This window comes from Nocardioides sp., assembly GCF_029937575.1.
Classification (GTDB): domain Bacteria; phylum Actinomycetota; class Actinomycetes; order Propionibacteriales; family Nocardioidaceae; genus Nocardioides.
The window spans coordinates 1-7,434 of the sequence record NZ_JAPYPS010000113.1; the positions used below are offsets into that span (position 1 = coordinate 1).

A 7,434-nucleotide genomic window follows, 5' to 3' on the forward strand; every position below is an offset into this window, starting at 1 on the left:
GGGGCTTCGTCGACGGCCTCGCCCAGGGGCTCGGCCTGCTCAGCCTCCGTGGTGGGTGCGGGGTCTCGTGGCTCGTCCAGCGTCTGGTCCGATGGTGGGGTCAGGAGCGCTTCTTGACCTTCTTGGTGCGCAGGCTGACCCTCACGACGTCGTGGTAGCCGGTCTTGGTCGTGGTGGTCTGGACCCTGAGGCGCTTGCCGCGCTGCTTCTTGGTGATCGTGTACCACCGCGAGGTGGCCTTCTTGATGGGCTTCTTGCCGGCAAGCCACTGGTAGGTGGTCGTGGTGCCGGCGTCGCGCGGAGGGACGAGGGCGCGCAGCGGGCGGCCGACGCGGGCGACGCCGTCGATGCCGGGGCGCTTGCGCTTCGACTGGACGCCCTTGCCGACCGCGGCGGTGGGTTCGCTGGTGCGGGTGGTGGGCAGGAAGCCGTCCTGCGTGGCCGAGACCTCGAACTTCATCCGGGCGCCGAGGTCGTCCAGGGTCAGGTCGTAGGTGGTGTCGGTGGCGTCGTCGATCGGCGAGCCGTCGCGCAGCCACTGGTAGTCGAGGTCGGCCGCCTCGGGCCAGGCGCCGACTGTCGCGGTCAGCTGTCGGTCGAGACGCAGGACGCCGGAGATCGCAGGGGTGGGGGCGGGCTCGATCGGCTGGGGTGCGTCGACCTCCAGGGTGGCCGTGCACGCCCCACAGGTGGCGCCGAGCGTCTCGGCGTACGCCTCGAGCGTGATCGGGTTGGACGAGGGGGGCTCGGTCTTGACCGTGGCCGGGATCGTCACCGCGGTGGTGGCGTCGACGGGGTTGGCCGGGACCGCCCAGGTGAGGGTGGTGCCGGACTGCGTCACCCCGGCAGGCAGGGTGTCGAGGTCGGCCTGGGCGAGCAACGAGGTGACGTCGAGCGTCACGACGCTGCCGGTCTGGGCGACCTTGCCGACGTTGGTGGCCGACAGGGTGAGGCTGAACGGGTCCTCGGGGTCGAGGGTGGCGCCGGTGGCGGGGGTCGACGAGAGGTCGAGGGACCAGCGCGAGGGCCAGGCGGGCTTGTCGGTGTCGAAGAGCCAGTCGGTGAAGAACGCCGTGAGGTCGCGGCCCGAGATCTCCTCCGACAGGGCGATCCACTCCGCCGTCGAGGCGTCGCCGCCGGCGTACCGCTCGATCCAGGTGCGCATGATCTCGCCGAAGACCTCGTCGCCGAGCGCGGAGCGCATCGCCTCGAGGGTCATCGCGCCGCGGTTGTAGGTCGGGGCACCGAAGAGGTCGGCGGGGTCGTCGAAGCCGGCGACGGGGGTCGTCCAGAAGGCGCTGCCGGCCGCGGTGGAGTCCCACAGGTCGTAGTAGGTGTCCTCCGTGGAGTCCCCGCCGTACAGCTCGGCCTCGACCTGGGTCGCGATGAAGGTGGCCGGGCCCTCGTTGAGCCAGATGTCGCTCCAGTCGCTCGGCGAGACCGCGTTGCCGAACCACTGGTGGGCGAGCTCGTGGATGAGGGTGTTCTGCCCGATGCTGCCCTCGAAGTAGGGCCGGTCCTGGGTCTCCAGGGCGTAGCCGAGGGTCGAGGTGTCCACGACGACGCCGATGCTGGCCCCGGGGTAGGTGCCGTAGTTGCGCTCGATGGACTGCAGCATCGGGGAGAGCTGGGCGCGACGGTTGGCGAAGCCGGAGGCGCCTTCGATGAGGGTGTTGGCGTAGCTCCACTCGGCGGTGGTGCCCTCGCTCAGGGCGACGTCGGACTCGGCGCCGCTGTAGCGGCCGATGGCGGCGAGCGAGAGGTACGGCGCCTGCTGGTGGGGCTGCTCCCAGGTGAAGGTCCGGGTGCTGCCGGAGGTCGTGACCGAGTCCAGGACGCCGGTGCTGACCGCGGTGCGGTTGAGGAAGGGCAGGATCGCGTTGAAGGGGACCGTCAGGGCAGTGGAGAAGGTCGCCTTGTCCGTCGGGGTGTTGTTGTTGGGGAACCACGTCATCGCGCCGACCGGCTCGTTGAGCGCGACCGCTCCGCCCGTCGTGCTCGTCCAGCCCTCCATCGACCCGTCGGGATCGGTGTGGGCGGTGGGGGTGCCGGAGTAGGTGACTGCCGTGGTGAAGGCGTCGGCCACCGGGGCGGCCGGGGTGACGACGAGCTTGTGGATGCCCTCGTCCTCGTCGGTCAGGCGGGTGAAGGTGGCCGGGGCGTCGTTCACCGTCACCGCGGTCACGGTGAGGCCCTCCAGGTCCAGGGAGTACTCGCTGAGAGGCTCGCCGGTCGTGACGGCGTCGATCGTGGTCGTCGCGGTGATCGAGCCGTTGGAGGCGTAGGCGAGGTCGACGTCGTAGTGCTGCACGTCGTAGCCGGTGTTGCCCTGGTGGGGGAACAGGCTGTCGCCGGACGTCTGGCCGCCGACCACGGCCGTCGCCGGGGCCTGCTCGGCGTTGGCCTGCGGGAGCACCGCGAGGCTCGCGCAGAGGAGGGCGGCGGTGGTCGCGAGGGGAGTGCGCGTGAGCTTCACAAGGAGGTCAACGAGTGGGGTGGGGGACTGTTACGAGGAGTGTCGCAGGGTGGTTGGGGTGCGAGCGCCAGCGAGCGGGCTGACGGTGGTTGAGGTGCGAGCGCCAGCGAGCCTCGAAACCCCGTGAGCCGGGAAGCAGCCGTCCGGGGCGGGCCTTCGCTCGGCGTACGGGGTCTCGAGGCTCGTCGCTGGCGCTCCTCGCACCTCGACCAGCGTCGCGGAGGTTGCGGGGCTTCGTCGACGGCCTCGCCCAGGGGCTCGGCCTGCTCAGCCTCCGGGGTGGTCAGGCGGGGACGGCGCCGACGGCGACGCGGCCGGTGCCGACGACGTCGATCGGGCCGTCGCGGTGGCTGATGAAGACGGACTGGCCGCGACGTACGGCGATCCGCTCCGTGCGGGCGACGACCTCGACCTCGCCCTCGAGCACGAGGACCGCGCGGGGGCCGGTGGCGGGGACGCGGCGCAGCGGGGGGCGACCGACCGTGAGGCAGAACTCGGCGACCGGGGGCTCGATGTAGCAGAAGTCGGCCGTGCGCTCCGAGGGGTCCCAGCGGGGCGGGGGGATCGGGGTGAAGTTGGTGATGCTGAGCAGCTCCTCGACGTCCATGTGCTTGGGCGTCAGCCCGGCGCGCAGCACGTTGTCGGAGGAGGCCATGATCTCGACGCCGAAGCCCTCGGCGTAGGCGTGCACCACGCCGGCGTTGACGAACATCGCCTCACCCGGGGCGAGGGTGATGTTGTTGAGCAGCAGGGTGACCAGGACGCCGGGGTCCTTGGGGTAGCGGCGCACGAGGTCGCCGACGCGCGCGAAGACGCGCACGGCCTCGGGGCCGACCATGCTCTGGCCCTTGGTGCGCTTGGAGCGGTGCCGCAGCTGCTCGCGGCGGGCCCGCGCCTCGGCGTGCCGGGCGGCGTCACCCACCTGGGACAGCAGGCGGGTCAGCTTGCGGCCCTCCATCGCCAGGGTCTCGGTGACGACGGTGCGCAGCGTCTGGAAGGCCGGGCCGCTCTGCAGCTGCTCGGCGATGCCGTCGGCCCACTTGAGGTTGAGCAGCTTGAGGAGCTCCACGGTCTTGTCGATCTCCCGGAAGCCGGCCATCCCCTCGAAGCGGGTGATCGCGAAGATCAGCTCGGGCTTGTGCCACTGGTCCTTGTAGTTGCGGTGGCCGGCGTCGAGGGGGATGCCCTCACCGTTCTCGCGGGTGTGGCCGATCCGGGCCCGCTCGCTGCTGGGGTGGACCTGCAGCGACAGCGGCTCGTTGACGGCCAGGACCTTCATCAGGAACGGCAGCCGCTCGCCGAAGATGTCGCAGACCCGGTTGCCGAGCACGTCGGCGGCGCCCTGGGAGATCACCTCGTTGAGACGGCGCCCGTCGGGGAGCATCGAGGGGTCGCCGTCGTGGGCGCCGATCCACAGCTCGGCCTGGGGCTTGCCGGTCGGCGCGTGGCCCATGAACTGAGCCATCTGCTCGGTGGAGCCCCAGGCGTAGTCGCGGATCGTGTTGTCCATGATGAACATGGACCGGACCCTACGGCGTCCCTACGGGCTGGGGGGACCGCTGTCGGAGGTCTCCACGGGATCGGCCGGCTTGGGCTCCTGGCGGCGGCGAGTCCTGGCGACGTACTGGGGGTCCTCGAGCTGGGCGACCGTGGGTGCACCGAACATCGGCAGCCCCGTGCCGCGGCGCAGGAAGCCCCAGACGATCGGGACCAGGATCAGGGTGGCCAGGCCGACGCCGGCGATCAGGTAGGGGTGGGTCTCCTCGCGGCCCAGCGGCGCCCAGCCGGCCTTGTCGAGCAGGGCGACGCCGGACATCGTCAGGACGACCACGATGCCGCGGCGGATGTAGGACTGCGGCACGCGGGGTGCCAGGCGGCTGCCGAGGATCGTGCCCGGCACCGAGCCGATCACGAGCGGGATGAGGAGGTTCCAGTCGAGGCCGTGGATCGCGACGTTGGCGATCGCGGCGGCCAGCACGAGGGGGACGGCCTGGACGAGGTCGGTGCCGACGAGCTTCACCGCGGACAGGCCGGGGTAGAGCATCAGCAGCGCGACCATGATGATCGAGCCGGAGCCGACGCTGGTCACGCCGACCAGCAGGCCGCCGAGCGCACCGACCAGCAGGGTGACGAACGGGCGAATGCGGGGGTCGGGGTCGCCGTGGTGACCGCCGCTGCGCACCATCCGCAGGTTGAGGTAGAGCCGCAGCGCGTAGGTGCTGGCGGCCAGCAGCAGCGCGAAGCCGATCGACACTTTCAGCGTGAAGTCGAGCTGGTCGGGGTCGCTGGTCACCGCCTTGACGAGGTAGGGCCCTGCGAGTGCGAAGGGGATCGATCCGAGGATCAGCCACTTGGCGAGGGTGAAGTTGGGCGAGCCCTCCCGGGCGTGCACGATCGCGCCGCCCGACTTGTAGATCGCCGCGGCGGTCAGGTCGGCAGCCACGACGGTCGCGGCCTCGCCGGAGCCGGCTCCGAGGAAGAGCAGGGCCGGGGTCATCAGGGCGCCTCCCCCCATGCCGGTCAGCCCGACGACGATCCCGACGACGAACCCGGCGGCGAGGATCGAGAAGAAGGTGGTGGTGATCAGGTCTTCCATCAGGAGTCCCCTCCTGCGTCGGTGGTGGGCGAGCCGGCGAGGGTGGGGACGACGATCTTCAGCAGTGAGTCGATGTGCTCGGAGCAGCGCGCCGCGGCGGTGCGGCCGCGGCGGTAGGGATCGGAGACGTCCAGCTCGGGCGAGGCCGTGCCGCGGCGCTCCCCAAGGCTCTTGAGCAACTCGGCGCGGTCGAGACCGGGCTCGACCTGGCCGAGGGCGTCGGCGAGCTGGCCCAGGGTGAAGACCTTGCGGAACGCTGCCGGGTCGTCGTCGAGGACGAACGTGCGGTGCGAGGCCTCCGCGGTGACCACCAGGTCGGCCTCGGCGACCAGCTCGCGGGTCAGCGGGCGGCTGCGGAACGCCGTGTGGTCGGCGCCGGTCGCCTCGCTGAGGGCGGTGGCCATCGTGGCGTCCATCTCGTGCGAGGGGAAGCCGTGGGTGCCGGCGCTGGTGAAGGTGATCGCGTCCGGGTTGGAGCTCTCGGCGAGCAGCTTGCGGGCGGCGAGCTCCATGTAGGGGCTGCGGCAGATGTTGGCGGTGCAGACGAAGAGGACCTTGAGGGGGGCCTGTGCTGCCGGGACTTCGTCGACGCTCGCTGGCGCTCGCTGCTCAGTCTCCGGCGCGGCTGGCGCTTCCTGGTCAGTCTCCGGCGCGGCTGGCGCTTCCTGGTCAGTCTCCGGCGCGGCTGGCGCTCGCTGCTCAGTCTCCGGCGCGGCTGGCGCTTCCTGGTCAGTCTCCGGCGCGGCTGGCGCTTCCTGGTCAGTCTCCGGCGCGGCTGTGCGGAGGTCGAGGTAGCCGGCCTCGGCAAGGGCGGCGGTGACGTCGGCGAGGGCGTCGTCGATGGTGCGGCCGGTGGTGTCGACGCGGACGTCGGCGTCCTCGGGCTCCTCGTAGGGCGAGGAGATGCCGGTGAACTCGGGGATCTCGCCGCGGCGGGCCTTGGCGTACAGGCCCTTGCGGTCGCGCCGCTCGCACTCCTCCAGCGGGGTGGCGACGTGGACGAGGAAGAACGCGCCGCCGGCCTCGTCGACCATCGCCCGCACCTGCTGGCGGGTCTCGTCGAAGGGCGCGATCGGGCTGACCACGGCAACGCCACCGTGGCGGGAGATCTCGGCCGCGACCCAGCCGATGCGGCGGATGTTGGTCTCGCGGTCGGCCTTGGAGAAGGTCAGGCCCGCCGAGAGGTTGCGCCGTACGACGTCGCCGTCGAGGCTCGTGACGGTGCGGGTGCCCTGCTCGAGCAGGCGGTCCATCAGGGCCTGGGCGAGCGTGGACTTGCCGCTGCCGGACAGGCCGGTGAAGAACAGGACGAGTCCTTGGCGGTCGGGGGCCGGCTGGTCGGCCTCGACGATGTCGGCGACCAGGTCGAGGGGCTCGCCCGCGTCGACCAGGCCGACCACCGGGTCGCCCGCGGAGTAGGCGGTGGTGACCTGGACGCCCAGGTCGTGGTCGATCTCGGGGTCGTCGTGCGAGGCGAGGGGCACGGCGACGACGTCGGCCTCGGGGAGCTGCTCGGCGACGCGCAGCGTCGCGCGGAGCAGGGCGACGGGGGAGAGGTCAGGGGTGCCGTGGCCGACCAGGGCCAGCAGGACGACCGGACCGAGTCCGCGGACCTGGTCGAGCTGGGCGTCTGTGAGTGCATCCGTCACGGGGACGAACGTGCGTCCGGCCAGCCCGGACTCGGCGGAGCGGACCTGGGCCGGGGTGAGGCGGAGCCGGCGGAAGGGCCCGAACTGGGCCGGGCCGAGCGAGGCCACCGCCCACGCGCCGTCGGCGCGCTTGGTGACCCGCGCCAGGGGGAGGCCCTCGGGGTCCACGAGCTCGATCAGCTCGCTGTCGGCCAGGTCCTCGGAGACCGTGAGCGTGATCGGGCTGCCCGGCTCGTTGAACGCCTGGACCGGCGAGAAGGCACCCGCGACGAGGAGCTCCAGGTCGTCGAGCTCACGCGGGGAGGGGCAGTACTGGGGCACGGCGGGAGTCGACACGCGGGTCATCATGCCAAAGTCCAGCGGAATACTCGACATCCACTGGGTGTCGGAGGCTGAGCAGCGAGCGCCAGCGAGCGTTGACGAAGCCCGGTGACCCCCTCCGGAGGCTGAGCAGCGAGCGCCAGCGAGCGTCGACGAAGCCCGGTGACCCCCTCCGGAGGCTGAGCAGCGAGCGCCAGCGAGCGGTGACGAAGCCCGGTGACCCCCTCCGGAGGCTGAGCAGCGAGCGCCAGCGAGCGGTGACGAAGCCCGGTGAGTGTGGTTCGGAGGCTGAGCAGCGAGCGCCAGCGAGCGGTGACGAAGCCCGGTGACGGTGGTTGCGGTCTGTGTCCGGCTCGCGGGGCTTCGTCGACGGCCTCGCCCAGGGGCTCGGC

General features: G+C 71.8%; 4 protein-coding genes. All 4 read right to left on the reverse strand.

Annotated features, from left to right (window positions below; genetic code table 11):
• Positions 1-100: 100 nt before the first annotated feature.
• Complete coding sequence (locus tag Q1K33_RS20300; RefSeq protein WP_300406684.1) at positions 101-2,476, reverse strand: M1 family aminopeptidase; 2,376 nt, start codon at positions 2,474-2,476, stop codon at positions 101-103.
• A gap of 283 nt (positions 2,477-2,759) precedes the next feature.
• Positions 2,760-3,995 carry a mannose-6-phosphate isomerase, class I gene (gene manA / locus Q1K33_RS20305; RefSeq protein ID WP_300406686.1) on the reverse strand — a complete coding sequence of 412 codons (1,236 nt, stop codon included), beginning with the start codon at positions 3,993-3,995 and terminating at the stop codon, positions 2,760-2,762.
• A gap of 21 nt (positions 3,996-4,016) precedes the next feature.
• The gene (locus tag Q1K33_RS20310; protein WP_300406688.1) at positions 4,017-5,072 is read right to left on the reverse strand and encodes a sulfite exporter TauE/SafE family protein; all 1,056 of its coding nucleotides are present in this window, start codon (positions 5,070-5,072) and stop codon (positions 4,017-4,019) included.
• A complete protein-coding gene (gene cysC, locus Q1K33_RS20315) occupies positions 5,072-7,057 on the reverse strand; it encodes an adenylyl-sulfate kinase (RefSeq protein WP_300406690.1) in 1,986 nt (661 codons plus the stop codon). Before cysC ends, Q1K33_RS20310 begins: the two co-directional genes overlap by 1 nt.
• Positions 7,058-7,434: the final 377 nt, after the last annotated feature.

Coding starts and splice junctions, on each gene's coding strand:
- manA (WP_300406686.1), bottom strand. CDS start 3,995: ATGTTCATCATGGACAACACGATCCGCGACTACGCCTGGGGCTCCACC.
- Q1K33_RS20310 (WP_300406688.1), bottom strand. CDS start 5,072: ATGGAAGACCTGATCACCACCACCTTCTTCTCGATCCTCGCCGCCGGG.